This window comes from Mitsuaria sp. BK041 (assembly GCF_014193085.1).
Taxonomy (GTDB): domain Bacteria; phylum Pseudomonadota; class Gammaproteobacteria; order Burkholderiales; family Burkholderiaceae_C; genus Roseateles.
The window spans coordinates 84,616-110,403 of record NZ_JACHYT010000002.1; the positions used below are offsets into that span (position 1 = coordinate 84,616).

At 69.4% G+C, this 25,788-nt stretch carries 22 protein-coding genes; 10 read left to right on the plus strand and 12 right to left on the minus strand.

From position 1 onward, the window contains the following. Window positions 1-79: 79 nt before the first annotated feature. From FHT38_RS16280 to FHT38_RS16290, 3 genes are all read left to right on the plus strand, one after another. A complete protein-coding gene (locus tag FHT38_RS16280; RefSeq protein ID WP_183492566.1) occupies window positions 80-1,522 on the plus strand; it encodes a methyl-accepting chemotaxis protein in 1,443 nt (480 codons plus the stop codon). Between the two features lie 196 nt (window positions 1,523-1,718). Then, complete coding sequence (locus FHT38_RS16285; RefSeq protein WP_091725600.1) at window positions 1,719-2,144, plus strand: tripartite tricarboxylate transporter TctB family protein; 426 nt, start codon at window positions 1,719-1,721, stop codon at window positions 2,142-2,144. A 10-nt stretch (window positions 2,145-2,154) separates the two neighbouring features. Then, on the plus strand, window positions 2,155-3,714 hold the full coding sequence (locus FHT38_RS16290; RefSeq protein WP_091725603.1) for a tripartite tricarboxylate transporter permease: 1,560 nt from the start codon (window positions 2,155-2,157) through the stop codon (window positions 3,712-3,714). A gap of 170 nt (window positions 3,715-3,884) precedes the next feature. Here the strand turns inward: FHT38_RS16290 and ureG are convergent, their stop codons facing one another. Genes ureG through ureA form a run of 7 tightly spaced genes read right to left on the minus strand, consistent with a single transcriptional unit; the run spans window position 3,885 to window position 8,811 of the window. Further along, on the minus strand, window positions 3,885-4,553 hold the full coding sequence (ureG, locus tag FHT38_RS16295; RefSeq protein WP_183492567.1) for an urease accessory protein UreG: 669 nt from the start codon (window positions 4,551-4,553) through the stop codon (window positions 3,885-3,887). Further along, on the minus strand, window positions 4,550-5,263 hold the full coding sequence (locus FHT38_RS16300) for an urease accessory UreF family protein (RefSeq protein WP_183492568.1): 714 nt from the start codon (window positions 5,261-5,263) through the stop codon (window positions 4,550-4,552). The genes ureG and FHT38_RS16300 overlap by 4 nt, the downstream gene beginning before the upstream one ends. Then, a complete protein-coding gene (gene ureE, locus FHT38_RS16305; protein ID WP_091725614.1) occupies window positions 5,235-5,888 on the minus strand; it encodes an urease accessory protein UreE in 654 nt (217 codons plus the stop codon). The genes FHT38_RS16300 and ureE overlap by 29 nt, the downstream gene beginning before the upstream one ends. Next, window positions 5,889-7,607, minus strand: coding sequence for an urease subunit alpha (ureC, locus tag FHT38_RS16310; protein WP_183492569.1), 1,719 nt, complete (start codon window positions 7,605-7,607; stop codon window positions 5,889-5,891). Beyond that, window positions 7,607-7,912, minus strand: coding sequence for an urease subunit beta (locus FHT38_RS16315; protein WP_091725620.1), 306 nt, complete (start codon window positions 7,910-7,912; stop codon window positions 7,607-7,609). The genes ureC and FHT38_RS16315 overlap by 1 nt, the downstream gene beginning before the upstream one ends. Next, window positions 7,909-8,499 (minus strand): HupE/UreJ family protein, encoded by a 591-nt coding sequence (locus FHT38_RS16320; RefSeq protein ID WP_091725624.1) that lies wholly within the window; start codon window positions 8,497-8,499, stop codon window positions 7,909-7,911. The genes FHT38_RS16315 and FHT38_RS16320 overlap by 4 nt, the downstream gene beginning before the upstream one ends. A 9-nt stretch (window positions 8,500-8,508) precedes the next feature. Continuing rightward, window positions 8,509-8,811 (minus strand): urease subunit gamma, encoded by a 303-nt coding sequence (gene ureA / locus FHT38_RS16325; protein ID WP_091725629.1) that lies wholly within the window; start codon window positions 8,809-8,811, stop codon window positions 8,509-8,511. Window positions 8,812-8,921: 110 nt separating this feature from the next. Between ureA and FHT38_RS16330 the strand changes: the two genes are divergently transcribed. Continuing rightward, on the plus strand, window positions 8,922-12,464 hold the full coding sequence (locus tag FHT38_RS16330) for an ATP-binding protein (RefSeq protein ID WP_183492570.1): 3,543 nt from the start codon (window positions 8,922-8,924) through the stop codon (window positions 12,462-12,464). Then, entirely contained in the window at window positions 12,461-13,528 is a 1,068-nt protein-coding gene (locus FHT38_RS16335) for a response regulator (protein ID WP_183492571.1), read from the plus strand. The genes FHT38_RS16330 and FHT38_RS16335 overlap by 4 nt, the downstream gene beginning before the upstream one ends. A 9-nt stretch (window positions 13,529-13,537) precedes the next feature. Here FHT38_RS16335 and FHT38_RS16340 read toward each other — a convergent pair whose 3' ends face one another. The 3 genes from FHT38_RS16340 to FHT38_RS16350 form a co-directional block, all read right to left on the minus strand. Continuing rightward, on the minus strand, window positions 13,538-14,332 hold the full coding sequence (locus FHT38_RS16340) for a hypothetical protein (protein ID WP_183492572.1): 795 nt from the start codon (window positions 14,330-14,332) through the stop codon (window positions 13,538-13,540). Then, a complete protein-coding gene (locus FHT38_RS16345) occupies window positions 14,329-14,535 on the minus strand; it encodes a hypothetical protein (protein ID WP_183492573.1) in 207 nt (68 codons plus the stop codon). The genes FHT38_RS16340 and FHT38_RS16345 overlap by 4 nt, the downstream gene beginning before the upstream one ends. A gap of 158 nt (window positions 14,536-14,693) precedes the next feature. Next, on the minus strand, window positions 14,694-15,695 hold the full coding sequence (locus tag FHT38_RS16350) for a hypothetical protein (RefSeq protein WP_183492574.1): 1,002 nt from the start codon (window positions 15,693-15,695) through the stop codon (window positions 14,694-14,696). Window positions 15,696-16,007: 312 nt separating this feature from the next. Between FHT38_RS16350 and urtA the strand changes: the two genes are divergently transcribed. The 5 genes from urtA to urtE all read left to right on the plus strand — a co-directional run bounded on the left by urtA (window position 16,008) and on the right by urtE (window position 21,877). Then, window positions 16,008-17,294 (plus strand): urea ABC transporter substrate-binding protein, encoded by a 1,287-nt coding sequence (gene urtA / locus FHT38_RS16355; RefSeq protein WP_091725655.1) that lies wholly within the window; start codon window positions 16,008-16,010, stop codon window positions 17,292-17,294. 92 nt (window positions 17,295-17,386) lie between these two features. After that, entirely contained in the window at window positions 17,387-18,994 is a 1,608-nt protein-coding gene (gene urtB / locus FHT38_RS16360) for an urea ABC transporter permease subunit UrtB (RefSeq protein WP_183492575.1), read from the plus strand. After that, a complete protein-coding gene (gene urtC, locus FHT38_RS16365) occupies window positions 18,995-20,287 on the plus strand; it encodes an urea ABC transporter permease subunit UrtC (RefSeq protein ID WP_255488831.1) in 1,293 nt (430 codons plus the stop codon). It abuts the gene before it with no gap. Further along, window positions 20,284-21,120, plus strand: a complete 837-nt coding sequence (gene urtD, locus FHT38_RS16370) for an urea ABC transporter ATP-binding protein UrtD (RefSeq protein WP_147241720.1) — start codon at window positions 20,284-20,286, stop codon at window positions 21,118-21,120. Before urtC ends, urtD begins: the two co-directional genes overlap by 4 nt. 52 nt (window positions 21,121-21,172) lie before the next feature. Beyond that, the gene (urtE, locus tag FHT38_RS16375) at window positions 21,173-21,877 is read left to right on the plus strand and encodes an urea ABC transporter ATP-binding subunit UrtE (protein WP_091731352.1); all 705 of its coding nucleotides are present in this window, start codon (window positions 21,173-21,175) and stop codon (window positions 21,875-21,877) included. Window positions 21,878-21,967: 90 nt separating this feature from the next. On the opposite strand, the gene FHT38_RS16380 is transcribed toward urtE, so the two are convergent. Then, the gene (locus FHT38_RS16380; protein ID WP_183492576.1) at window positions 21,968-23,161 is read right to left on the minus strand and encodes a hypothetical protein; all 1,194 of its coding nucleotides are present in this window, start codon (window positions 23,159-23,161) and stop codon (window positions 21,968-21,970) included. A 101-nt stretch (window positions 23,162-23,262) separates the two neighbouring features. Continuing rightward, a complete protein-coding gene (locus tag FHT38_RS16385; RefSeq protein ID WP_183492577.1) occupies window positions 23,263-25,767 on the minus strand; it encodes a CS1-pili formation C-terminal domain-containing protein in 2,505 nt (834 codons plus the stop codon). Window positions 25,768-25,788 lie beyond the last annotated feature (21 nt).

Below are 25,788 nucleotides of genomic sequence, written 5' to 3' on the forward strand. Positions count from 1 at the left end.
AAACGAACATGCGCCCCGCGTGGTCAGAACGGTCGTCACCTCGATAGAAGCCGCCGCCACGCGTCGAGGGAGAGCAACGATGGGACATCCTTCCGGCCTGACCGGTTTCCGCAAGATCTACGCTGCCTGCGATCGGGCGATGCTGCTGATCCTGGCGGTCAGCTGGCTGCTCGCGCTGGGGCTGGGCTGGCGCTATGCGCAGTTCGGGCTGGCGACCGGCATCGGCACCGCGCTGCTGGCCGCGGCCGGGCTGGCCTACGCGGCGGCACCCGGCGCCACCGCCACCCGCATGACGCTCACCACCGCGCAGGCGCTGATGGTGATGCTGCACATCCACCTCGGCGGCGGCATGGTCGAGCTGCACTTCGGCGTCTTCGTCACGCTGGCCTACCTGCTGATGTACCGCGACTGGAAGGTGCTGGTGCTGGGGGCGGCGCTCTTCGCCGTCCACCACCTGCTCTTCGACCGCCTGCTCGCCGCCGGTTTCGGCACCTACTGCCTGAGCGAACCCGACTTCGGCCGCATCGTGCTGCATGCGGCCTACGTCGTCGCGCAGACCGGCATCGAGCTGGTGATGGCCGCGCACATGCGGCGCAACACCAAGGAAGGGCTGGAGCTGCACGACCTGGTCCGCGCGCTGGGCAGCCGCGACGACCGTCTCGCGCTCGACGTCGCGCATGTGAAGGCGAGCACGCCGGCGGGTCTCAAGATCAAGGACTCGCTGCAGCGCCTGAACGCGGCGATGGCGCGCGTGCGGGAAGCGGCGCAGCACATCGGCAGCGCCTCGACGCAGATCGCCGCCGGCAACACCGACCTCTCGGGCCGCACCGAGCAGGCGGCCGCCAGCCTGCAGGAAACCGCCGCTTCGGTGCAGCAACTCGCGGCCACGGTGCGTCATACCGCCGAGGCCGCCCAGCAGGCCCGCGAGCTCTCCGACCAGGCGATGCGGGTCGCCGATGCCGGCGGCAGCGCGGTCACCCGCGTCGTGTCGACGATGGAGGAGATCCACCGCGCCTCCGGCCGCATCGCCGACATCATCGGCGTCATCGACGGCCTGGCCTTCCAGACCAACATCCTGGCGCTGAACGCGGCGGTCGAGGCCGCGCGCGCCGGCGAGCAGGGCCGCGGCTTCGCGGTGGTGGCGGCGGAGGTCCGCACGCTCGCGCAGCGTTCCGCGCAGGCGGCCAAGGAGATCAAGACCCTGATCGGCGCCTCCACCGAGCAGGTGGGCAGCGGCGCGACGCTGGTGCAGGAGGCGGGCCGCACGATGGCCGACATCGTGGCCTCGGTGCAGCGCGTGGGCGCGCTGATCAACGACATCGCCGATGCCGCCGGCGAGCAACGCCGCGACTTCGGCCGCATCGACGCCGCAGTCACGCAGCTCGACGAGATGACGCAGCGCAACGCCGCGCTGGTGGTCGAGTCGGCCTCCGCCGCGACCACGCTCGACGACCACGCCAGCCAGCTCAACCGCGTCGTCGGCGCCTTCGACCTGGGCCGGAGTCAGGGCTATCCCGCATGACGCCGCAACGACATCCCGGGGCGTCGCCGGCCGCACCGGAACGCACGCCAAACGCTCGACAAACGTTCTCTTAACCTGAAGCTGTCCCGAAGCTGTCGGGATCCCTTCATGGACCGGTCGCTGCGCAGAAACGCGTACGACACGGACCGGCGCGACCGGAACCATGGGCACATCTCGGACCTCCCCGGTGTGCCTCATGACCCTCAATCGATCGCTCGCGAGAGGCTTGTTCCTCGCCGCGGTGGCCCTGTTCTTCGGACTGGGCGCGCTGCGTTATCCCATCGGCCGCATGGACCATGCCGGTCCCGGGCTGTTCCCGCTGATGATCAGCGTCCTGCTGGGCCTGGTGGCGCTGGCCACCATCGTGCGCGGCGTCGTCGCGGGCGGCCCCGGGCTGGACTTCAAGGTCCGCAACATCGGCCTGATCCTGGCGGCGCTGTGCGCGTTCTCGCTGGTCTCGCGCTTCCTCAACATGTCGGCCGGCATCGTGGTCATGGTGTTCATCGCCACGGCCGCGGGCAGCAACTACTCGTGGAAGCGCAACGTGGTGATCTCGATCGGCCTGCTGGCGATCGCCTTCATCTTCCAGAAGTTCCTCGGCCTCAACCTGCCGCTGCTGTAAGGACCCGGCCATGGACATCCTGCACAACCTCGCCTTCGGCTTCGAGCACGCGCTGACCTGGCAGAACCTGATGTTCTGCGCGATCGGCTGCGTGGTGGGCACCCTGGTCGGCCTGCTGCCGGGCCTGGGCCCGCTGGCCACCATCAGCGTGCTGCTGCCACTGACCTATTCGATCCCGGTCAACGGCGCGCTGATCATGCTGGCCGGCATCTACTACGGCGCGCAGTACGGCGACAGCGTCAGCGCGATCACGATGAAGATCCCGCACGCCAGCTCCATCGTGGCCTGCATCGACGGCTACCAGATGACCCTGAAGGGCAAGACCGGTCTGGCGCTCTTCACCGCGGGCATCTCGAGCTTCATCGGCGGCACCGTCGCCATCGTCGTGCTGGCCTGCCTGGCGCCGACGCTGGGCGAGGTGGCCTTCCTCTTCGGCCCGGCCGACTACTGCGCGCTGATGCTGCTGGGCTTCCTGTGCGTGAGCTTCGTGACCACGGGCAGCCTGCTCAACGGCCTGGCGATGTGCCTGATCGGCGTGCTGTTCGGCCAGATCGGCACCGACGTCAACTCCGGCATGGAGCGCTACACCTTCGACATGCCCTTCCTGGCCGAAGGCGTGGGCCTGGTCAGCATCGCGCTGGGCTGCTTCGGCATCGCGGAGATCTCCAAGAACCTGGACGCCAAGAACGAGCGCACGCCCTTCAACGGCAAGATCCACCTGATGCCGACCTGGGCCGAGTTCAAGCGCATCATCCCCAGCGCGCTGCGCGGCAGCGTGGTGGGCTCGGTGCTGGGCATCCTGCCCGGCGGCGGCCCGACGATCGCGCAATTCGCCGCCTACGCGGTGGACAAGAAGGTCAGCAAGTACCGCCACGAGATCGGCGACGGCGCCATCGAGGGCGTGGCCGGCCAGGCCGCGGCGGACGAGTCGGCCGCGCGCACCAGCTTCATCCCGCTGATGAGCATCGGCATCCCGGAGAACCCGGTGATGGCGCTGATGATGGCCGCGTTCATCATCAAGGGCATCCAGCCGGGGCCCAACATGATCGGCGGGCACCCCGACATCTTCTGGGGCCTGGTCGCCTCGATGTGGGTGGGCAACGTGTTCCTGGTCGTGCTGAACGTGCCGCTGGTGCGCTACTGGCTGTCGGTCTTCAAGATCCCGTACAACGTGCTGTTCCCGTCGATCCTGTTCTTCTGCTGCATCGGCACCTTCAGCGTCAACAACAACCTGGACGACATCTTCGTCACCGCGGCCTTCGGCCTGGCGGGCTACATCTTCATGCGGCTGGACATGGACCCGGCGCCCTTGATGCTGGGCTTCATCCTGGGCCCGATGCTGGAGGAGAACTTCCGGCGCGCGATGCTGATCAGCCGCGGCAAGTTCGACGTCTTCGTGCAGCGCCCGATCAGCGCGACGCTGCTGGGGATCATCGCGATCTTCATCGCCTGGCAGTTCATCGCCTTCCTCCTGGCCAATCGCAAGGGCGCCAAGCCCGCGGCGGGCGGTCATGACGACGACGATGCCCAAGGCAAGGACGGCGGCGGGGTGACGCCGCAGGTGGCCTGAGTCCACCCCCATCGGCTCGGCCCTCGGGTGGGTGCGAGTCCGGCTCGGTCCCTTTCGGCCGCCGCCCGCGATCGCGGGCGGCGGCTTTTTTGTCGCCGGCGGCAGACGGCCGCGTGAGCTCGGACCTTGCGGGGCGACACGCCGCCGTCGAGCCGCATCGCGGCGCCGGATCAGCGACTGCCGAGCATCCCCTTGCGCTCGATGAACGCGACCACCTCGTCGAGCCCGCTCAGCGTCTTGAGGTTGGTCATCACGAAGGGCCGCGTCGGGCGCATGCGTTTCGTGTCCGCTTCCATGACCTCGAGGTTGGCGCCGACGTGCGGCGCGAGGTCGGTCTTGTTGATCACGAACAGGTCGCTCTTCGTGATGCCGGGACCGCCCTTGCGCGGGATCTTCTCGCCAGCGGCGACATCGATGACGTAGATCGTCAGGTCGCTCAGCTCCGGGCTGAAGGTCGCGGCCAGGTTGTCGCCGCCGGACTCGATGAAGACGACGTCCGCGTCCGGGAACTGCGCCAGCATGCGGTCGATCGCCTCGAGGTTGATCGACGCGTCCTCGCGGATCGCCGTGTGCGGGCAGCCGCCGGTCTCCACGCCCATGATCCGCTCGGCGGGCAGCGCGCCGCTGACGGTCAGCAGGCGCTGGTCTTCCTTGGTGTAGATGTCGTTGGTGATGGCGACCAGGTCCCAGCGCTCGCGCATGGCCTTGCACAGCATCTCCAGCAGCGTCGTCTTGCCGGAGCCGACCGGACCGCCGATGCCCACCCGCAGCGGCGGCAGCGTCTTGGTGCGACCGGGAACGTGATGCAGCGGCGAGGCGTGGGGCGTGGTGGTGCTCATGATCGGAACAGTCGGGAGTACTGGGTTTCGTGGCGCGCCGCGAGGATGGACAGCATCGGCGCGAAGAGCTGGCGCCGCGCGGGCGGCGTGGCGACGGCCTCGGCCACCGCGGCGGGGATCTCGGCCGCCAGGCGCGCCAGCTCGCGCTGGCCTGCGGTCTGGCCCAGCGGCACGGCCTTCAGCGCGGCCTGCACCTGGTTCTCGGCCCAGCCGAAGGCCTGCGCGTGCAGCGCCTGGTCGACGGGCACGTCGATCGTCGACAACGCGAGCGCCATGACGAAGGCATGGTGGGCGGGCCGCCCCTCGCCGCAGTCGACCAGCAGCGCCAGCTGCGCCGCCGTGGCCATCGGCTGGCCGCGCAGCCAGACGAGCAGGGACTGCCCCATCTGCTCGCTCTGCAGCCGGGCCTCGGCGCCGTCGCGCGTGGTGCGCAACCAGCGGGCCAGCGCGCGCAGCGCCGGTTCGTCGCCGGCGCGCCAGGCGACGATGCCTTCGGCGATGGCCGCCAGGTCGCCGCGCGCGAGCAGCCGCAGCTGCTGGCTCAACCAGGCGCCGGCGCTCGCGTCGTCATGCACGTGGCCGTGCTCGACCGCCGCCTCCAGCCCCTCGGAGTAGGAGAACGCCCCGATCGGCAACGCCGGCGACGCGAGCCAGACCAGCCGCAGCAGCGGCGGGACGGGATCAGTGGTCGTGTCCACAACCCGGGCCATGCACGTGCGGCGTCGTGGCCGACTGGATGGCGATGGTCTTCTTCGGCGCGGCCGCGGGCGCTGGGGCATGGCTGTGCTCATGCGCATGGCCGTGCTCGTGCTCGTGTGCATGGTCGTGCCCATGGCCGTGGTCATGTCCATGGCCGTGGCCGTGGGAGTGCCCGTGGCCACCGGCCGCATAGGCGCCGCCTTCAGGCTCGAAGCCCTCCTCCACCGCGTTCACGATCAGGTGCATCGCGCGCAGCATGTCGGCCAGCACATGGTCCGGCTCGATCTTGAGGTGATCGGGCTGCAGCTCGATCTGCACGTGGCGGTTGCCCAGGTGATACGCCGCGCGGACCAGGTCGAACGGCGAGCCGTGCGACGCGCAGGCGGTGATGCGCAGCAGCGGCTGCGGCGCGGCGATCACCCGCACCAGCGAGCCGTCCTCGGCCACCAGCACGTCACCGCCGCGCACCGCGGTCCCGCGCGGCAGGAAGACGCCGAGCTCGCGGCCCTGGTTGTCGGTGGCCTGGAAGCGGCTCTTCTGGCGCGTGTCCCAATCGAGCGTGACGGTCGCCGCGCGCTTGAGCAGCACCGGCGCGAGACCGGCGCCCTGCGCCAGCAGTTTGGAGACTTGGATCATTCAGAACAGGAAGTAGCGCTGCGCCATCGGAAGCACCGAGGCGGGCTCGCAGTGCAGCAGCAGGCCGTCGGCGCGCACCGCGTAGGTCTGGGGTTCGACCTCCATCCGCGGGGCGTAGGCATTGTGGACCATGTCCTTCTTGCCCACGCCGCGGATGCCCTTCACCGCCACCGCCGTCTTCGCGAGCCCATAGCGCGCGGCCACGCCGCCCGCGATCGCGGCCTGCGACACGAAGCTCAGCGAGGCCCGCGCCAGCGAGCCGCCAAAGCTGCCGAACATCGGCCGGTAGTGCACCGGCTGCGGCGTCGGGATCGAGGCGTTGGGATCGCCCATCGCAGCCAGCGCGATCACGCCGCCCTTGAGGATCAGCGAGGGCTTGACGCCGAAGAAGGCCGGCTTCCAGATCACCAGGTCGGCCCATTTGCCGACCTCGATGCTGCCGACCTCGTGGCTGAGGCCGTGCGCGATCGCCGGATTGATCGCGAGCTTGGCCACATAGCGCTTCACGCGGCCGTTGTCATGGCGCTCCGAATCGCCGGGCAGCTGCCCGCGCTGCTGCTTCATCTTGTGCGCGGTCTGCCAGCAGCGCAGGATCACCTCGCCCACGCGGCCCATCGCCTGCGAGTCGGAGCTGAACATGCTGATCGCGCCGAGGTCGTGCAGGATGTCCTCGGCCGCGATGGTCTCCTTGCGGATGCGGCTCTCGGCGAAAGCCAGGTCCTCGGCGATCGCCGGGTCCAGGTGGTGGCACACCATCAGCATGTCGACGTGCTCGTCGAGCGTGTTGATCGTGTAGGGCCGCGTCGGGTTGGTGGAGCTGGGCAGCACGTTGGCCTCGCCCACCACCTTCAGGATGTCAGGCGCATGGCCGCCGCCGGCGCCTTCGGTGTGGAAGGTGTGGATGGTGCGGCCCTTGAAGGCCGCGACCGTGTCCTCGACAAAGCCGCTCTCGTTGAGCGTGTCGGTGTGGATCGCGACCTGCGTGTCGGTTATCTCGGCCACGTCCAGGCAGTTGGAGATCGCCGCCGGCGTGGTGCCCCAGTCCTCGTGCAACTTCAGGCCGATCGCGCCGGCCTCGATCTGCTCGACCAGCGCTTCCGGCCGGCTCGCGTTGCCCTTGCCGAGGAAGCCCAGGTTCATCGGGAAGGCATCGGCCGCCTGCAGCATGCGCTCGATGTGCCACGGCCCCGGCGTGCAGGTGGTGGCGAAGGTGCCGGTCGCCGGACCGGTGCCGCCGCCCAGCATCGTCGTCACGCCGCTGGCCAGCGCCTCCTCGATCTGCTGCGGGCAGATGAAGTGGATGTGGGAGTCGATCGCGCCGGCGGTGACGATCGCTCCCTCGCAGGCGATGACCTCGGTGCCGGGACCGATGACGATGTCCACGCCCGGCTGCGTGTCCGGATTGCCGGCCTTGCCGATGGCGACGATGCGGTGGTCCTTCAGGCCGATGTCGGCCTTGACGATGCCCCAGTGGTCCAGGATCAGCGCATTGGTCAGCACCGTGTCGACGGCGCCCTGCGCGCGGGTGCGCTGCGACTGCGCCATGCCGTCGCGGATGGTCTTGCCGCCGCCGAACTTCACTTCCTCACCGTAGCCGCCGGCGCGCAACGTCAGGTCGTCCTCGACCTCGATGACGAGCGCCGTGTCGGCGAGCCGGACGCGATCGCCCACGGTCGGGCCGAACATCTCGGCATAGGCGCGTTTGCCGATGCGGGCCATCACAGCGCTCCCTGGATCAGGCCGCGGAATCCCCAGATCTCGCGCAGGCCGGCGATGTCGACCAGCTCGACGGTGCGTTGCTGGCCGGGCTCGAAGCGCACGGCGGTGCCGGACGCGATGTTCAGGCGCATGCCGCGCGCAGCCTCGCGGTCGAAGCTCAAGGCGGCGTTGGTCTCGGCGAAGTGGTAATGCGAGCCGACCTGGATGGGACGATCCGCCGCGTTGACCACGGTCAGCACCAGCGTGCGGCGGCCCGGATTGAGCTCGAGCTCGCCGGCGTCGGTCAGCAGTTCGCCGGGGATCATGCGATCACCAGCCGGGTCAGCAGGCCCAGGCCCAGCAGCGCGATCGCGCCGCCGGCCGCGCGCGACCAGACCGGCGCCAGCGCGCGCAGCTTCAGCCCCAGCGCCAAGCCGCCCGCATGCAGCAGCGCCGTCGCGAGCACCATGCCCACGAGCGCCGCGCCGCCGCCGAGCTCGGCGCCATGCGCCAGGCCGTGGAAGACGGCGAACGCACCGACCAGCGCGGCCGATGCCGTGGCGCCCAGCCGCCAGCGCGCCGCGGCGACCAGCCCCAGCACCAGCACCGAGGCGGCGACCATCGGCTCCACGCCCGGCACCGCGAGGCCCTGCGCCCCCAGCCCCAGGCCCGCCAGCGCGCCGACCAGCAGCAGCCCGGCGAAGGCGAAGGGCGCGGCCAGCATGCGCCGGCCGGTCTGCGTGAGCGCGCTCCACAGCCCCACGGCCAGCATCGCGGCGAGGTGGTCCAGGCCGGTGAACGGGTGCATGAACCCGGCCGTCAGGCCATGGTCATGGGCGGCGTCGCCGGCATGGGCGGCGGCCACGGCGGGCAGCGCGGCAACGGCCGTCGCGACGAGGAGGCGTCGGATCATGGGAGGTCCTCAGGGAATCGGTTGGTGGACGGTGACGAGCTTGGTGCCGTCGGGGAAGGTGGCCTCGACCTGGATGTCGGGGATCATCTCGGCCACGCCGTCCATGACGTCGTCGCGGGTGAGCAGCTCGCGGCCGGCCTTCATCATCTGCGCGACGGTCCGGCCCTCGCGGGCGCCCTCCATCACGGCGGCGCTGAGGTAGGCCACGGCTTCGGGATAGTTGAGCTTCAGGCCCTTGGCCTTGCGCCGCTCGGCGAGCAAGGCGGCGGTGAAGATCAGCAGCTTGTCTTTCTCTCGGGGCGTGAGTTCCATGGCCTTCAGCGGGTGGGCGACGACGCGCCATTCTTGGATGCCGCTCCACCGCTAGCAAGCCCCATGCCGGTGCGGGCACGGTTCATGCATTTCCCGCCCTGCCCCGCCCCATGGACACGCCGCCCGCCCCCCAGGACGCCCCGCAGCACATCATCAAGCTGCGGCGGGACTACAACGCCTGGGTCGCCCGCGAGACGCTGGAGGACTACGCGCTGCGCTACACGCCGCAGCGCTTCCGGCGCTGGACGAGCTGGCGCGTGGCCAACACCGCTTTCGGCGCGGCGTCCTTCCTGATCCTGGAGGCGGTCGGCGCGACGCTGCTGCTGCAGTACGGCTGGACCAACGCGGCGCTGGCCATCCTGGCCACCGGCCTGATCATCTTCCTGGCCGGCCTGCCGATCAGCGTCTACGCGGCGCGGCACGGCGTCGACATGGACCTGCTGACGCGCGGCGCCGGCTTCGGCTACATCGGCTCGACACTGACCTCGCTGATCTACGCGAGCTTCACCTTCATCTTCTTCGCGCTGGAGGCGGCGGTGATGGCCTACGCGCTGGAACTGGCGCTGGACATCCCGCCGCAGTGGGGCTACCTGCTGTGCGCGCTGGCGGTGATCCCGCTGGTCACCCACGGCATCTCCGCCATCAGCCGGCTGCAGCTGTGGACGCAGCCGCTGTGGCTGGCGCTGCTGGTGCTGCCCTTCGCCTGGGTGGGGTGGCTTCATCCTGGTGCATTCGATGGCATCACGACCCAGATTGGGTCGCAATCGGGGACCGCGGCCTTCGATGCGCACGCCTTCGGTGCGGCGCTGACCGTCGGCGTGGCGTTGATCACGCAGATGGGCGAGCAGGCCGACTACCTGCGCTTCATGCCGCGCCAGACCACCGCGAACCGGCTGGGCTGGTGGGCGGCGGTGCTGGCCGGCGGCCCGGGCTGGATCGTGCTGGGCGTGCTGAAGATGCTGGGCGGCGCGCTGCTGGCCTACCTCGCGGTCAGCCATGCGGTGCCGGCGGAACGCGCGGTCGACCCCAACCAGATGTACCTCGCCGCCTACGAGTACGTCTTCCCGCAGTACGGCTGGGCGGTCGCGGCGACGGCGCTGTTCGTCGTCGTCTCGCAGCTCAAGATCAACGTCACCAATGCCTACGCGGGCTCGCTGGCGTGGAGCAACTTCTTCTCGCGGCTGACCCACAGCCATCCGGGACGCGTCGTGTGGGTCGTGTTCAACACGCTGATCGCGTTCATGCTGATGTCGATGAACGTCTTCGAGGCGCTGGGCCACGTGCTGGGCCTGTACGCCAACGTCGCGATCGCGTGGATCATGGCCGTCGTCGCGGACCTGGTGATCAACAAGCCGCTGGGGCTGTCGCCGCCGGGCATCGAGTTCAAGCGCGCCCATCTCTACGACGTGAACCCGGTCGGCGTGGGCGCGATGGCGCTGGCCTCGGTGCTCTCGGTGGCGGCGCACCTCGGGCTGATGGGCACGCTGGCGCAGGCCTGGTCGGCGGCGATCGCGATGGTGACGGCGCTCGCGAGCGCGCCGCTGATCGCCTGGGCGACCAGGGGCCGCTACTACCTCGCCCGCCCGGCGGCGGAGATCCAGGCGGCCGGTACCGAGGCCGTGCGCCGCTGCGTGATCTGCGAGCGCGACTACGAGGGCCCCGACATGGCCCACTGCCCGGCGTACCGCGGCTCGATCTGCTCGCTGTGCTGCACGCTTGATGCCCGCTGCGGCGACCTGTGCAAGCCGCACGCGAGCCTCTCGGCGCAGTGGTCGAGCGCGCTGCGCCGGGTGCTGCCGCGCCGCGGCTGGGCCTACATCGACACCGGGCTGGGCCACTACCTGCTGCTGATGCTGGTCATCACGCCGCTGCTGGCGACGCTCTTCGGCCTGCTCTATCACCAGCAGCTGCAGCAGTTGCCGCAGGTACCGCTGATCGATGCCGCGGCGCAGGACGCCCTGCGCGCGAGCGTGCGCGCGGGCCTGCTGAAGGCCTTCTTCGCGCTGCTGCTGGTGGCCGGCACGGTGGCCTGGTGGCTGGTGCTCGCGCACCAGAGCCGCGAGGTCGCGCAGGAGGAATCCAAGCGCCAGACGCAGGCGCTGATGCGCGAGATCGATTCGCACCGCCGCACCGACGAGGCGCTGCAGGGCGCGCGGCTGCAAGCCGAGCGCGCGCAGGCCGCGGCCGAGGCGGCCAACCAGGCCAAGAGCCGCTACATCAGCACCATCAGCCATGAGCTGCGCACGCCGCTGAACAGCATCCTGGGCTACGCCCAGCTGATGGCGGCGGACGCGGCCCTGCCGCCGCAGCGGCACCAGGCGGTGCAGGTCATCAAGCGCGGCGGCGAGCACCTGATGCAGCTGATCGACGGCACGCTGGACATCGCCCGCATCGAGGCCGGCCGGCTGAGCCTGGAGCCGGGGCCGGTCCGCTTCGACGAGCTGCTGCGCGAGCTGGCCGACATGTTCGAGCCGCAGGCCGCGGCCAAGGGTCTGGGCTTCCGCTTCGAGCCGCAGGGCGCGCTGCCCGGCTGGGTGCGCGCCGACGAGCAGCGGCTGCGGCAGATCCTCATCAACCTGCTGGGCAACGCGATCAAGTTCACCGCCGCGGGCGAGGTCACGCTGCGGGTGCGCCACGGCCGCGAGATGGCGACGCTGGAGATCGCCGACACCGGCCCCGGCATGGACGCCACGGAGCTGGCGCGCATCTTCGAGCCCTTCGCGCGCGGAACCCGCGGCACCGGTGGCGCGCCGGGCGCGGGACTGGGGCTGACCATCGCGAAGATGCTGACCGAGCTGATGGGCGGCGAGATGTCGGCGACCAGCACGCCGGGCCAAGGCTCGACCTTCCGGGTGCGGCTGTTCCTGCCGGAGCTGCACGGCCGCATCTGGGACACGCCGCGCATGCGACGCGTCGCGAAGGAGCGCATCGGCCTGGACGGCGCGTCGCCGCGGGTGCTGGTGGTCGACAACGAATCGGACGACCGCCAGTTGCTGATCGAACTGCTGGAGCCCCTGGGCTTCACCGTCCGCGAGGCTTGCAGCGGTCACGACGCGCTGGACCTGGTCGCCGCCGGCTGGGTGCCCGACGCGGTGCTGATGGACCTGGCGATGCCGGGCATCGACGGCTGGGAGACGATCCGGCGGCTGCGGCGCATGCTGGGCGACCTGGGCGTGCAGGCGCCCGCCGTGGCGGTGGTCTCGGCCAACGCGTTCGAACGCGGCCAAGACAACGATGCCGGCATCGCGGCGCGCGACTTCATCCTCAAGCCGGTGCGCCATGAGCTGCTGCTGGACTGGCTGACCGAACGGCTGTCGCTGGCCTGGCGGGCGGCGCCGGACCGGAGCGTGGCGCCGTCCGCGCTGGCCGGGGCCGCCGCGTCCACCGCGACATCGACGGCCACATCGACCGCCACACCGGTCGAGGTACCGCCGCCGGCCCGCCTGGCCGGGCTGCGCGAGGCGCTGCAGCTGGGCTACTACCGCGGCGTGCTGCAGCAGCTCGACGCGATCGAGGCGGCCGAGCCGGCCTGGCATGGCTTCTGCGACGCGCAGCGGACTCTGGCGCGCCAATTCCAGTTCGAGGCGATGCTGCGCGGCCTGCCGCGCGGCGAGGACCTCCCGAGACCGACCGAGTTGGGTGACCCGAGATGAACTCCGCGCTTCCTTCCGCCGTCACGACGCTGCTCGACCAGCAGCAGGGCGATCGCGTCCTGATGGTCGACGACGTGCCGGACAACCTGTCGCTGCTGCATGACGCGCTGGACGAGCACGGCTACACGGTGCTGGCGGCGACGAACGGCGAGGCGGCGCTCGCCTGCGCCCGGCAGGGGCGGCCGGACATCGTGCTGCTGGACGCGATGATGCCGGGCATGGACGGTTTCGAGGTCGCGCGGCGGCTGAAGGCCGATCCCTCGACGGCGCACATCCCCATCGTCTTCATGACGGGGCTGACGGAGACCGAGCACCTCGTCGCCGCGCTGCAGGCGGGCGGTGTCGACTACGTGACCAAGCCGCTGGATCCGCGCGCGGTGCTGGCGCGCATGCAGGTGCACCTGCAGGGCGCGCGCCAGGCCCGCCAGACGCGGCAGGCGCTGGACGCCTTCGGCTACGCGAGCATCGCGGTGCGGGCGTCGTCGGGCCGGCTGCTGTGGCAGACGCCGCTGGCCCGCGAGCTGCTGCAGCTCTACTTCGGCACGGTCGCGCCGCAGACGCCCGCGCCGGTGCTGGCGTGGCTGCGCAAGACGCTCGACGAGATGGCGCGCCAATCGCCGGGCGACGGTGCGCCGCAGGAGCCGCCACGCTTGTGCGCCGAGCTCGGCGCACGGCGGCTGAGCTTCCGGCTGCACCACTGCATCGGCGGCGAGGAGCCGAACGGCGCGGGTCCGGAAGCGGGCGCCGGCGTCGGCGCCGCTTCAGGCGCATCAGGCGCTGCGGGCGGCGACTGGCTGATCGTCATGCGCGAGGTCTCGGACGCCGCGGTGATCCGCTCGCTGGGCCTGGCGTTCAGCCTCACCGCGCGCGAGGCCGAGGTGCTGTACTGGGTCGTCAAGGGCAAGATCAACCGCGACATCGGCGAGATCCTGGGCGCCAGCCCGGCGACGGTGAAGAAGCACCTGGAGCGCATCCACGCCAAGCTCGGCGTGGAGACCCGCACCGCGGCGGCCGCGATGGCGTTGACGCGGGTCAGGGAGATGCATCCGCAGTGGGAGGTGTGAGGCGGGATCTCAACGCGGTGCTTTGGCGTGCTGCGCCTGCAGCAGGCGCACGACGGAAAGCTGCGGTGCGCAAATGGGGGCCATCGCTTGAAGCAGGTCCGCATCGATCGCGTCGAGAACGTCAATACCGAGTTCGCGTCGCGCGCGCCGCCCCACGGAGCTTCGCGCCAATCGGACGACCTGTTGAATCTTGACGCCAGCGCGAGCCGCGAACTCCTCATGCCCTGACGCAAGCAGAAACAGCGCCGCCTTCGCCACATGCACGGCCCAGTGAGCCTGGGTCACGACATGCGGGCCCTTTTTGTCCGCCCCGGAGAAGGCAACCGCGCTCTGAAAACGGGATTCGAGAAGATCGAAAGGATCCATGACCCTGATGTAGGAACCTTCGGCCCACTTCACCGTAAGAGCGTTCGCGACCACACGGCGCGTGAAAGCCGCGGTCTTCTTGGGCGGACCCACGGTATAGAGCTGATGCAAGACGTCGATGTTGCCGAACTTGCCGTCTTTCGCAGGCAACCGCAGCTGAGCAACCAGCGCCGTGAGGGACGAAGCCGGAGGCTTCCGGAAGTGGGCATTCAATCGGTCGGCCAGCAGGCCCGCCTGATGTACGTCGCCGACAAAATCCGCGTCGTTGGACACCACGAAACCCTTCGCCGAAATGCCGAAACGACGCATCCAGAAGTTCAACGCCTGCCCGCCGACGAGGACCAGTTCCTGCCCGGCGTTCGCAAAGATGCGATCGATGACGGCGTCGGACAGCGGGACCTCGTCGGGGGGAAGCCTTGGAGTGGTCTGCATGCTCAATAAGGCGAATCCAGGATCTCGACCTGCTTGATCCGCTTGGATGAGAACCATCCCATCGACATGGCGGGGACCTTGCCAGACTCGACGTTCGCGATGTCCTTCGCCCGCTGCGCACGCTTGTCGGCCCACATCTGCTCCGCGCTGACGGTCTCATTGCTAAGCCGGCATGGCGCTGCGTTGACGCGGGTCGATTTGGACGACATGGGAACTCCTGTGGCAATTCGCATCAGGCTAGCACTGGACGCCTGACTGCCTCAATCCTCGGTGTGGCGTGAAGGCCAACGTCCCGCCGGAAGCAACGAAGGCCCCTTGCGGGGCCTTCGTCCTTCATCGATCAGGCGATCCTGGATCGCCTCCGTCTTCAGGGCAGGCGCAGGCGGTCGCCCTCGCGGATCACGGCCGTCTGCTCGCGGCCGCGGCCGATCACGTAATACACGGTCAGGACCTTGGACTCGCCGTAGGCCGGGTCGCCGCCCGCCAGGTCGTTGCCGGCCTGCACGTCGAGGCGGCCGCCGCGGCTGATGTTGCGCAGGCGCTCGGTCACGTCGACGTAGCGGCCGCCGCTGCCGTAGGTGGCCCGCACGATCGTCAGGCGCTGGCTCGGCGGACCGTAGTCGCCACCACCGGCGCCCGGCCGGCCGTCCCAGCCGCCGTTCCAGCCGCCCTGGCCCCAGTCGCCGCGGCCCCAGCCGGTGAACTGGCCGCCGTCGATCCAGGCGCCCTCGCGGTAGTCGAAGGTGCGCACCTGGCCGCTGCGGTCGCGGGCATAGATGCGCAGCATCTTCGTGCGGCCGACCGCCGGGTCATCGCGGAACAGGTCGTTGGTCACCCGCACCTTCGCGTCGCGGCGCGCCAGTTCGCGCAGGCGGCTGGTGACGTCGATGCTGGCTTCGGGCACGCCGTAGCGCGCGCCCAGGATGGCGTAGGCACCGTCGTCATGGCCGCCGGGGCCGTCCCAGCCGCCGCTGCCGCCGCCCTGGCCCCATTCGCCGCCACGCCAGCCGGTGAAGTCGTTGCCGTCGATGACGTTGCCCTCGCGGAACTCGAACACGCGGGTGCCGCCATCGCGGTTGCGCGCGTAGATGCGCAGCACCTTCGAGCGCCCCACGTCCGGGTCGTCGCCGAAGAGCCCGTTGGTCACCCGCACGCGGTCATCGCGCCGCGCCAGTTCCTTCAGCCGGCCGGTGACGTCGATGTTGTGCTGGGGCGTCCCGTAGCGCGCATTCAGGATCTGCCAATCGCCATCGTCGCGCGCCCAGGCGGAGCCGCCCGTCAGCATCGTCGCCAGCAGCATCAGCGCCGCCAGCAGCCATCGCGCCATCGCGCGGTCCGGCCGCCGGGCCGGCAGGGGGGTCGAACTCATCGCCATCGCATTCATCGTTCTGCTCCTGTTTCTTTCCTGTTGTCCGGAGTCGGGGGCCGCCCCCTGCTCTTGCGGCCCTCGGCCGCGCTCCGGGGAGGGAGCCGGATGTTGCCTCAACGGCAGGGGTTTCCCGATGGTGCACGCACGTTTCTTCGAGGTGTTACGAGCGGTCACCGCCCCGCCACCCCCACGCACGCGCCCCGCATACGCCATGTGCCGTATATGCCCCGCAGGCCCGGCTTCCTAGCATCCGGTCACTTCCCGAAGTCCTGTGAAGTCCGCCGACGTCCTCTTCATCCACCGGAGCTCCCCATGTCCTCGCATCCGAAAGCCCCCCGCCGCTTCACGCTCAAGACCCTGGCCGTCGCCGGCGCGCTCGCCGGCCTGAACCTCGCCGCCCTGCCCGCCTTCGCCGCCGACACCATCAAGGTCGGCGTGCTGCACAGCCTGTCCGGCACGATGGCGATCTCCGAGACCGTGCTCAAGGACACCGTCCTGATGGCCATCGACGAGATCAACGCCAAGGGCGGCGTGCTGGGCAAGAAGCTCGAGCCGGTGGTCGTCGACCCCGCGTCCAACTGGCCGCTCTTCGCCGAGAAGACCCGTCAGCTGCTCACGCAGGACAAGGTCTCGGTGATCTTCGGCTGCTGGACCTCGGTGTCGCGCAAGTCGGTGCTGCCGGTGGTCGAGGAGCTCAACGGGCTGCTCTTCTACCCGGTGCAGTACGAGGGCGAGGAGCTCAGCAAGAACGTCTTCTACACCGGCGCCGCGCCCAACCAGCAGGCGATCCCGGCGGTCGACTACCTGATGTCCAAGGACGGCGGCGGCGCCAAGCGCTGGGTGCTGCTGGGCACCGACTACGTCTACCCCCGCACCACCAACAAGATCCTGCGTGCCTACCTGAAGAGCAAGGGCGTGAAGGACAGCGACATCGACGAGAAGTACACCCCGTTCGGCCACAGCGACTACCAGACCATCGTGGCCGACATCAAGAAGTTCTCGGCCGGCGGGAAGACGGCGGTGGTGTCGACGATCAACGGCGACTCCAACGTGCCGTTCTACAAGGAGCTCGGCAACGCCGGGCTGAAGGCCAAGGACGTGCCGGTGGTGGCGTTCTCGGTGGGCGAGGAGGAGCTGCGCGGCGTGGATACCAAGCCGCTGGTGGGACATCTGGCGGCGTGGAACTACTTCATGTCGATCAAGAACCCGACCAACGATGCCTTCATCAAGAAGTGGGCCGCGTATGCGAAGGCGAAGAACATCCCGGGCCACAAGGACAAGCCGCTGACCAACGATCCGATGGAGGCGACCTACATCGGCATCAACATGTGGAAGCAGGCGGTGGAGAAGGCCAAGTCGACCGACGTCGACAAAGTGATCGCCGCGATGGGCGGGCAGACCTTCACCGCGCCGTCGGGTATCACGTCCAAGATGGACGAGAAGAACCACCATCTGCACAAGTCGGTGTTCATCGGCGAGATCCGCGCGGATGGCCAGTTCAACGTGGTGTGGAAGACGCCCGCGCCGGTCAAGGCCAAGCCGTGGAGCCCGTACATCGCGGGCAACGAGGGCAAGCCGGATGAGCCGGTGAAGAAGTGAGCGAGAAGGCCCTCCCCCCGGCCCTCTCCCGCTTGCGGGAGAGGGAGGGGTGAGGGCCAGCGTCCTGTGCAGTCCATGGATCGGAGCGCCCGATGAACCTGTTCCTTCGCTGGCTGGCCGCTTGCCTGCCAGCGGCCTTCCTGGCGTTCGCTCCGGCGGCCCATGCGCTGACGCAACCCCAGGCGCTGGCCGTCGCGCAGGGCGAGACCGACGACCGCATCGCCGCGATCGGCCGCCTGGTCGCGGCCCCCGACGACCGGACCGCCCCGCTGCTGCAGGCGCTGGCGGATGAACGCCTCAAGCTCGGTCCCGACCAGCGCGTGCTGATCGCCTCCGAGGCCGGCGTCGTCGATGCCGCGACCGGCGCGGCGGTGACACTGGCCGCCGAGGCCGCGTCCTCCCTCGAGGACGTGATGCTCAACAACCGCCTGCGCGGCGCGCTCGATGGCGCGCTGGCCGCGCTGCGGCTGTCGAGCGCGGACCGCTCCGAGCGCCTCGCCGCCGCGAAGGCCTTGCTCGACGCCGGTGGCGATGAATCACGCGTCGCCCTGCTCGACGTCGCGATCGCCAAGGAACGCGACAGCACCGTCCTGGACGCTCTGACACTGGCCCGCGCCGCCGCGCTCGCCGCGAGCCCCGACGACGGCAAGCGCCTGGACGCCGCGAAGCAGCTCGGCGAATCCCGCAGCCCCGAAACCCGCCTGCTGCTGAACCAGCGGCTCGCCGAGGAGCAGCATCCCGAGGTGAAGCGCGCGCTGCAGCGCTCGCTGCGCGCCGTCGAGGACCGGCTGGCCTGGGGCGAGCGCCTGGGCGCCCTGTTCACCGGCATCAGCCTGGCCAGCATCCTGCTGCTGGTCGCGCTGGGCCTGGCCATCACCTACGGCCTGATGGGCGTGATCAACATGGCGCATGGGGAGCTGATGATGATCGGCGCCTACGCGACCTACCTGGTGCAGGTGGCCTTCCGCCACTGGGCACCGGCCTGGTTCGACGCCTACCTGCTCGTCGCGATGCCGGCCGCCTTCCTCGCCTCGGCGCTGGTCGGCGCCGCGCTGGAACGCACCGTGATCCGCTGGCTCTACGGCCGCCCGCTCGAAACGCTGCTGGCCACCTGGGGCCTGAGCCTGGTGCTGATGCAGGCGGTGCGCTCGCTCTTCGGCGCGCAGAACGTCGCGGTCGAAAGCCCGTCCTGGATGGGCGGCTCGCTCGCGCTGCTGCCCGGCCTGGCCCTGCCGACCAACCGGCTCGTGATCATCGGCTTCGCGCTGGTGGTGCTGGGCGGCATGTCGCTGCTGATCGCGCGCACGCGGCTGGGGCTCTTCGTCCGCGCCGTCACCCAGAACCGGCCGATCGCCTCCTGCATGGGCGTGCCCACCGCGCGCGTGGACACCTATGCCTTCGCGCTCGGCTCGGGCCTGGCGGGCCTGGCCGGCTGCGCGCTGAGCCAGGTCGGCAACGTCGGCCCGGACCTGGGCCAGAGCTACATCGTCGACGCCTTCATGGTGGTCGTGCTCGGCGGCGTCGGCCAACTGGCGGGCACCGTGCTCGCGGCGCTCGGACTGGGCCTGGCCAACAAGGCGCTCGAAGGCGTCGTCGGCGCGGTGCTGGCCAAGATCGCCGTGCTGCTCTTCATCATCGTCTTCATACAGAAGCGCCCCCAAGGCCTGTTCGCGGTCAAGGGCCGCGCCCAGGAGACCTGAATGCGCGCCGATCCCGCCGCCCTCGCCATGAGCCTGCCCTCCTCCACCAACCCCGCCGCGCACGACCCGGCGACGGCCCTGCCCGTCGCCGAGGCGCCCCCGGTCGCGGCATCAGGCGCCACGCCCGGGGCCATTCCGCCCTCGGGTGCATCGACCGGACCCGCGTCGCCCTTGCAGCTGCCGCAACGTCCCGCGCTGCTCGGCCGCGCCGGCTGGCTGGCCGTGCTGGCCGCCATGACCGTGGCCTGCGCGCTGCTGCCGGCGCTCAACCTGCTGGTCCCCGCCGACCATCCGCTGCATGTGGACGGCTACTGGATCAGCCTGCTCGGCAAGTTCTGCTGCTACGCGATGTGCGCGCTGGCGATGGACCTGATCTGGGGCTTCGCCGGCATCCTGTCGCTGGGACACGGCCTGTACTTCGCGCTGGGCGGTTATGCGATGGGCATGTACCTGATGCGTCAGATCGGCACCGACGGCCAGTACCGCAGCGCGCTGCCCGACTTCATGGTCTTCCTCGACTGGAAGGAGCTGCCCTGGCACTGGGCGCTCAGCGACAGCTTCCTCGCGACGATGCTGCTGGTCCTGCTGGTGCCGGGCGGCATCGCCTTCGTCTTCGGCTTCTTCGCCTTCCGCTCGCGCATCAAGGGCGTGTACTTCTCGATCATCACGCAGGCGATGACCTACGCGGCGATGCTGCTCTTCTTCCGCAACGAGACCGGCTTCGGCGGCAACAACGGCTTCACCGACTTCAAGCGGCTGCTGGGCCTGTCCATCACGACGCCGGGCATGCGGATGACGCTGTTCGTGCTGAGCGCCGTCGCGCTGATCGGCTGCTACCTCGGCCTGCGCTGGCTGACACGTGCCAAGTTCGGCCGCGTGCTCAGCGCGGTGCGCGACGCCGAGTCGCGGCTGATGTTCTGCGGCTACTCGCCCCTGCCCTACAAGCTGGCCGCCTGGGTGCTGTCGGCGCTGATCTGCGGGTTGGCCGGCGCGCTGTACGTGCCGCAGGTCGGCATCATCAATCCCGGCGAGATGAGCGTCGCCAACTCGATCGAGATCGCCGTGTGGGCGGCGGTCGGCGGCCGCGGCACGCTCGCCGGCCCGATCGCCGGCGCCTTCGCGGTCAACGGCGCGAAGAGCTGGCTGACGCAGTTCGCGCCGGAGTACTGGCTCTACCTGCTGGGCGCGCTCTTCGTCGCGGTCACGCTCTTCATGCCCGATGGCATCGCCGGACTGCTCAAGCGCAAGTTCGGCGCGAAATCCGCCGGCAAGACCGGGGAGGCCACCGCATGAGCCCCGACCTGCTCGAGCAAGGCGGCGAGCGCCTGCGCGCCGCCAGCGGCCCCGGCTACGGCCGCGTGGTGCGGCCCGGCGAACTGGACCTGGCGCATGGCCGCATCCTGTACCTGGAGGACGTGCACGTCAGCTTCGACGGCTTCCGCGCGATCAACGGCCTGTCGCTGGACATCGCCCCCGGCGAGCTGCGCTGCATCATCGGCCCCAACGGCGCGGGCAAGACCACGATGATGGACATCATCACCGGCAAGACGCGGCCGGACCGCGGCACCGTCTTCTTCGGCGGCACCATCGACCTGCTGCGCCACAGCGAGGCCGAGATCGCGCAACTGGGCATCGGTCGCAAGTTCCAGCGGCCGACGGTCTTCGAGGCGCTCAGCGTGTACGAGAACCTGGAGCTCGCGCTGCAGGGATCGCGGGCGCTGCGCGCCTCGCTGTGGGGCGTGCTCAGCGGCGCGCAGAAGGACCGGCTCGCCGAGGTGCTGACGCTGATCCGCCTGCAGGACCAGATGACGCGCGCCGCCGGGCTGCTGAGCCACGGCCAGAAGCAATGGCTGGAGATCGGCATGCTGCTGGTTCAGGACCCCAAGCTGCTGCTGCTGGACGAGCCGGTGGCCGGCATGACCGACCAGGAAACCGAGCGCACCGCCGAGCTGATCCTGACGCTGAAGGGACGGCACAGCCTCATCGTCGTGGAGCACGACATGGGCTTCGTCGACCGCATCGCGGAGAAGGTGACGGTGCTGGCGGAGGGGTCGGTGCTCGCCGAGGGCACGCTGGCGCAGGTGCAGGCGGATGAACGCGTGATCGAGGTGTACCTTGGACGTTGAGCTTCAAGACCGGACCATGGCGGTGTCCGCCGACGACGCGGCGCCCGCGCCGATGCTCGAGGCGCGCGGCCTCCACCAGTACTACGGCGGCTCGCACATCCTGCGCGATGTGTCGGTGAGCGCGACACCGGGACGCATCACGGTGCTGCTCGGCCGCAATGGCGTGGGCAAGACCAGCCTGCTCAAGAGCTTGATGGGCCTGGTGCCGATCCGTGCCGGCAGCGTGTCGCTGGCGGGCCGGGACATCTCGCACGCCACGCCCTACCAGCGCGCCCGCGCGGGCATCGGCTACGTGCCTCAGGGGCGGGAGATCTTCGCCCGGCTGACCGTCGAGGAGAACCTGCGCATGGGCCTGGCGAGCAAGCCCGGCGGCACGCCGGTGCCGGAACACCTGTACGCGCTGTTCCCGGTGCTCAAGCAGATGCTCAAGCGCCGCGGCGGCGACCTGTCGGGCGGTCAGCAGCAGCAGCTCGCGATCGCGCGGGCGCTGGCGGCGTCGCCGCGGCTGCTGATCCTGGACGAGCCCACCGAGGGCATCCAGCCGAGCATCATCAAGGACATCGGGCGGGTGATCCGGCGGCTGGCCGACGAAGGCCTGGACGGCCATCCGGTCGCGATCCTGCTGTGCGAGCAGTACTACGACTTCGCCGCCGAGCTGGCCGACGAGTTCCTGGTGCTGGAGCGCGGCAGCGTGATCGCGCGCGGGAGCAACGCGGACATGCAGACGCCGGAGATCCGGGGGCTGGTGGCGATCTGAGCCGCAATCAGCACTCGAGTGCTCGAGTGCTCGAGTGCTCGAGTGCTCGAGACGATCGCCACGGCGGCGAGATGCGGTGGCCGAGCGGCCTCAATTGGTCTGCACGTCGAAGGTCATCGTGAACACGTCGCTGTACCGGGTGCCCGGGTACTTCACCATCTCCCGCACGCTGTCGCCTCCCGCTTCGACATGCAGGCGCGCCTGCACGCCGTTGACATAACCGACGGCCGGTCTCAGGCGCCGCACTTTGTCGGGCAACAGTTCCAGGCGCGCGGCGCTATCGCCACTCGCGGTGATGATCCCGGGGATGGTCAGGAACACTCCATAGGGCACGCGGCTGCCGGCACTGTTGCTCAACAGACAACGGTCGCCCATCGCTGACGCGCAGCTGAGCGTGACCGTGAATGGCGCGCCCACGCTGATCTGGAACCCCTTGTCGCGTCGCAGCGCGGGCGGCGCTTCGCCGCCCGCCAGCCAAGCCCCCCATCCCGACGGCGGCTCCAGCACCGCGGTCCGGTCCTCCACGGGCAGCACCAGCTGGAAGTCGTGCTTCACGGTCAACTCGAAATCAATGTCGATCTGGGACTTGGCCGTACTCGCGCTCGTGCCGAAGGAGAAGTCTCCGCCAGCGCCCACCGTGTACCGCAGGGACCCCCTATAGACGCCGTTCTGCATCCGCAGTGGATCCGGCGCCACAAGTTCGTATCCGATCGACATCCGTGGGGCGAGCATCGTCAGTTCTCCCGGCGCCAGGTCCCGCGTCGGCTTCTTGGTGCAACCGAGCCGCTGCACGGCGGGCGGCGTGTACCACATGAACATGTAGGCCCCCTGACCGAGCGAACTGAGCCCGGAGCCGCCGCACGGCGGTGGCGCATAGACCCACGTCCCGGTGTCCCAGAGCTTCGCGTGCTCGGCCTGGGATTGGATCACCGTGATGGTGGAGACGTTATAGGTGGTTGAGAACGCGCTGACGCGGAACTTGACCGTCGCTCGCTCACCGGACGTCTGGTTCTGCACCTCGACCTCCCTGAACTCGCTGGGCACGCGCAGCTGGACAGCGTCCTCATCCGCGGCATTGGACGCAATGGCGCCATACCGGACAGCGCCGATCGGCAAAAAGATGCTGAATCGCCCGTTGGGGCAGTACGCGGGATGGACCGCACAGTAGCCCGACTTCGGCGTGGTGTTGGTGAACTCGGTGCGGGTCGGATCGAAAGCCGTGGGTTTGAACTCCGCGGTGATGGTCATGTCCGCGGCGTGGGCGCCCAGGCTGAATGTCAGCATCGCACTTGCAGCCAAGGTTCGAGTCGCACGCCAAGCGACATCGCGATGGCCGAGCGGCGAGAGGCGCTCGCATATCCACGAGGTGAGAGAGGGAAGGAAAGTCATCGGGAAGAGCCTTCTGCGGGCAGCGCGGCCACTCTGGGAGATGGATGGTCCGGGCGGTCGGCGTGGCAGGACAGGTCGCCGAGCATCAGCACGTCCCCTTCCCGATGACCCCCTCCCGGGTCGAGCGAGATGTCGCACTCCCCCAGCTCGGCATGTCTCACCTTGATCTGAGGATGGTGTTCGCTTACCTCGATGGCAAACAGCCCGTCGGCCTCGGTGACGGCATGGCCCGCATGATTGACGACGCGGCCGCCGCTCAGCGGCTCCCCGTCGTCATCGAGCAGCCGCCCGATCACGGTCACCGTCTTCATGACGCGGATGACCTGATGGTCGACGCCTCCCTTGTTCAGGTGGTACGACACCACGGATGGCTGGACGACCGCCGAGGGTGCAGCGGTGGCGTCGAAGTCGAACTGGAGCTTGCCTTCGCGATACGCCGTCACGGGCACGAAGTTCCGTCCCGGCCGCAGCACCACGCTGCCACCATGGATATCGTGCGCACGGATTTCCGCACCGGGCAGATCGGTGTTGACGTCCACGATCACACCGGCCTCCGCCGTGCCCGTCAGTGGCTGGCCCGACATCGCCAAGCCGCCACCGCCGAGAGCCATCGCGCTATAAAGGTTCGCTCCGCCCGTCCAGCCCTCGTTGAGCGAAGAGCGCTGCATGAAGGCATCGCCGGCGAAGCGCTCGTGCTGCATCTGCGCAATCCCGTTCAAACCGATGCCATGACGGTCCATGGTGACACCGCCACCGACCTGGTTGAGGAGCGAGTGATTCAGTTGCTGACGAACGCTGAAGGCGGCATAACGGTCCCGTTCCCCAGTCTGCGCGGACCTCATGCCTGCGCTGAAGCCGTAACCCCGAACGCCACCGCCGAGCGCCAGGCTCAAACTCAGGTTCACGCCGCGGTCCCGCCGCACTGCGGATAGCCCGGCGGGTCGATCAAACACCGCGAACCCAACGGAGGCATCGTTGCCGAACAGCTTGCGCTGATGCGTCAGGCTGAGATCGATGCCCGTGCCGGCCCGCACCCCGCCCCCTTCGTTGTGGACGGCGTGCGCCGACAGGTAGGTTCGCGCATCCCAGCGATGCGCCCACGTGATCGTCCCGTTGCGTTGACGTTGGTGACTGCCGGGTGATGTCGCGACGCGCGATCGACCGTCGGCGCCAAAACCTACGGACACTGTGCCTTCCCGGTAGAAGAGCAGCACCTGTGCATCGAAGCCCAGACCGACCCGTGTTCCATGGGAAGCGCCGAGGTAGATCTTGCTGACTTCACTCGCGGACCAGTCGAGCGACGCGCCTAGCGACCTGCGGCTGCCGACCTGTTGCAACGCGGTGCCGACGATCAGGCGAGGGTGCGCCAAGTAGTTGAGCAACATGCCCGTTGCGAGGTCGCCGGTCGCCCTGGAATCGCTGCCGAAGAGGCGCCGCTGCTGTCCCGCGTATACCGCATAGCGCCATCGCTGCTCAATGTCGCCCCACTCCGAAGGCTTGTAGACCAGTTCATTGCGCGCCGACACGAGTTGACCATCCTCGACGAGGCGGACTTCCACCTCGTAGATGCCACTCGGCAGATTTCGCGTATTGATCGTCTGCAGTCCGACATCGACCGACTGCGCATAGAGCAGCACGCCGTCGCGAAAAATCTCCACGACGCCGGGGCGGGCTGGGGTGATGTGCAGCGGCACCATGCTTGGCGTCGATCCGCCGACGCGCAAGGCGTCAGACGAACCCGCCATCACGCCCATGATGGTGTCCGACAGGCCGCCCGACAGGCGCGGCATGCGAACCCGGCCCGGTGCATCCGGAGTGAAACCGCCGACTCGCAGGAAGCGGCCCGCCGTCTCCCGTTGCGCATACAAGCGAGGAACGAGATGCCGTTCGCGCCGGGACTCATCGACGCTTTGCGCCCCGAGCAACGTGCCGACCGCAGTCCATTGCCCGACACTGCCGATCAGGTCCACGGTGTAACGCGCCGCCAGTTTCGTGTCCGAGCCGCCGGCGATGTTCAGCGCGTTGTGAACGATCAGTCCCGCGCCGCCCCGCTCAGGAAGGCGGTAGTGCCGCGCCGGCGACGTCCTGTGCTCGGCCGCGGACGTCGCGATCAACAGCGTGGAGGTCTGCAAGTCGTAATGGAGCGCAACGACACCGTCGCATTCGAGCGCGCACGGGCCCAGCGGACGGGTTCTGCTCAGCGCCTGCAGCCATCGCGCGAGTTCGCCGCCGGAGACGGCGCTGCCCTGCTCCATCCACTCGATCAGTTGCACTTCGCCATCCCGGGTGAGCACGCCCATGGCGTCGGACAGGAAGACGCCGTCAATCTCTATCCGCATCGCGCGAGGCAGACCGAAGAACTGGTCCTTGAAGTCGGGAGGAAGGTGGGCCACCTGCGCGACCAGCGAGAGATCGCTCGGCTTGGGCGCCGCGTTGATGCCGAGGCAAGCCAGCGACATCACGGCGGCGAGCGGGATCGCGAACCGTTCAGCGTGTTTCATTGGGGAAAGCGGCAGAAGTGA

Bases quoted from the DNA above. Each gene is read 5' to 3' on its own strand.
- FHT38_RS16280 (WP_183492566.1), top strand. From the start codon at position 80: ATGGGACATCCTTCCGGCCTGACCGGTTTCCGCAAGATCTACGCTGCC.
- FHT38_RS16380 (WP_183492576.1), bottom strand. From the start codon at position 23,161: ATGCTGACATTCAGCCTGGGCGCCCACGCCGCGGACATGACCATCACC.
- FHT38_RS16320 (WP_091725624.1), bottom strand. From the start codon at position 8,499: ATGATCCGACGCCTCCTCGTCGCGACGGCCGTTGCCGCGCTGCCCGCC.
- urtE (WP_091731352.1), top strand. From the start codon at position 21,173: ATGCTCGAGGCGCGCGGCCTCCACCAGTACTACGGCGGCTCGCACATC.
- urtD (WP_147241720.1), top strand. From the start codon at position 20,284: ATGAGCCCCGACCTGCTCGAGCAAGGCGGCGAGCGCCTGCGCGCCGCC.
- ureC (WP_183492569.1), bottom strand. From the start codon at position 7,607: ATGGCCCGCATCGGCAAACGCGCCTATGCCGAGATGTTCGGCCCGACC.
- urtC (WP_255488831.1), top strand. From the start codon at position 18,995: ATGCGCGCCGATCCCGCCGCCCTCGCCATGAGCCTGCCCTCCTCCACC.
- FHT38_RS16285 (WP_091725600.1), top strand. From the start codon at position 1,719: ATGACCCTCAATCGATCGCTCGCGAGAGGCTTGTTCCTCGCCGCGGTG.
- ureG (WP_183492567.1), bottom strand. From the start codon at position 4,553: ATGAGCACCACCACGCCCCACGCCTCGCCGCTGCATCACGTTCCCGGT.
- FHT38_RS16315 (WP_091725620.1), bottom strand. From the start codon at position 7,912: ATGATCCCCGGCGAACTGCTGACCGACGCCGGCGAGCTCGAGCTCAAT.
- FHT38_RS16335 (WP_183492571.1), top strand. From the start codon at position 12,461: ATGAACTCCGCGCTTCCTTCCGCCGTCACGACGCTGCTCGACCAGCAG.
- urtB (WP_183492575.1), top strand. From the start codon at position 17,387: ATGAACCTGTTCCTTCGCTGGCTGGCCGCTTGCCTGCCAGCGGCCTTC.
- ureE (WP_091725614.1), bottom strand. From the start codon at position 5,888: ATGATCCAAGTCTCCAAACTGCTGGCGCAGGGCGCCGGTCTCGCGCCG.
- FHT38_RS16385 (WP_183492577.1), bottom strand. From the start codon at position 25,767: ATGAAACACGCTGAACGGTTCGCGATCCCGCTCGCCGCCGTGATGTCG.
- FHT38_RS16350 (WP_183492574.1), bottom strand. From the start codon at position 15,695: ATGAGTTCGACCCCCCTGCCGGCCCGGCGGCCGGACCGCGCGATGGCG.
- FHT38_RS16330 (WP_183492570.1), top strand. From the start codon at position 8,922: ATGGACACGCCGCCCGCCCCCCAGGACGCCCCGCAGCACATCATCAAG.
- FHT38_RS16300 (WP_183492568.1), bottom strand. From the start codon at position 5,263: ATGGCCCGGGTTGTGGACACGACCACTGATCCCGTCCCGCCGCTGCTG.
- FHT38_RS16345 (WP_183492573.1), bottom strand. From the start codon at position 14,535: ATGTCGTCCAAATCGACCCGCGTCAACGCAGCGCCATGCCGGCTTAGC.
- ureA (WP_091725629.1), bottom strand. From the start codon at position 8,811: ATGGAACTCACGCCCCGAGAGAAAGACAAGCTGCTGATCTTCACCGCC.
- FHT38_RS16290 (WP_091725603.1), top strand. From the start codon at position 2,155: ATGGACATCCTGCACAACCTCGCCTTCGGCTTCGAGCACGCGCTGACC.
- urtA (WP_091725655.1), top strand. From the start codon at position 16,008: ATGTCCTCGCATCCGAAAGCCCCCCGCCGCTTCACGCTCAAGACCCTG.